This window comes from Neisseria sp. P0021.S007, assembly GCF_051956855.1.
On record NZ_JBQCXA010001599.1, the window covers coordinates 1 to 457 of the forward strand.

At 50.8% G+C, this 457-nt stretch carries 1 pseudogene; it reads right to left on the reverse strand.

From position 1 onward, the window contains the following. Nucleotides 1-457 (reverse strand): annotated as a pseudogene (locus ACTHUR_RS20470) (TolC family protein); the annotation flags it as partial.

The following is a 457-nucleotide window of genomic DNA, read 5'->3' on the forward strand; positions in this document are numbered from 1 at the left end:
GATTTATCGGCAATATTGACCACCTTATTCCAAGTATCTTGTCGGTTTTTCAGGCTTTGGTAGTCGACTACAGCATCTGCCGCCGAACGCATGGCGTTCAAAACGTTTTGGTCATACACGGCAACCTACTCGTTATATTGGGCGCGTTTGCCCGCCAATTTGGACTGCAGCGCGCCGGAAGGAAACAATGGCAGATTCAAAGCCGGAACAATGCCCAACATACCGGATGTCCGTCCGCGAATCAGATTGAACGCATCAAGGGGCGTCATCCCTGCCAAAACTTTGAATTCGATATTCGGTTAAAACTCTGCTTCGTTCGATTTGACGATATGCCATTTCTCCTCAAGCAATGCTTTTTGCGCCGCGATATTGGGGCGGGCCGTCAGCAAATCCGCCTCAATACGGCTAACCGGCGATGACGGCACAGCCGCCATTTTTGCCGGAATCTGTCCATGGA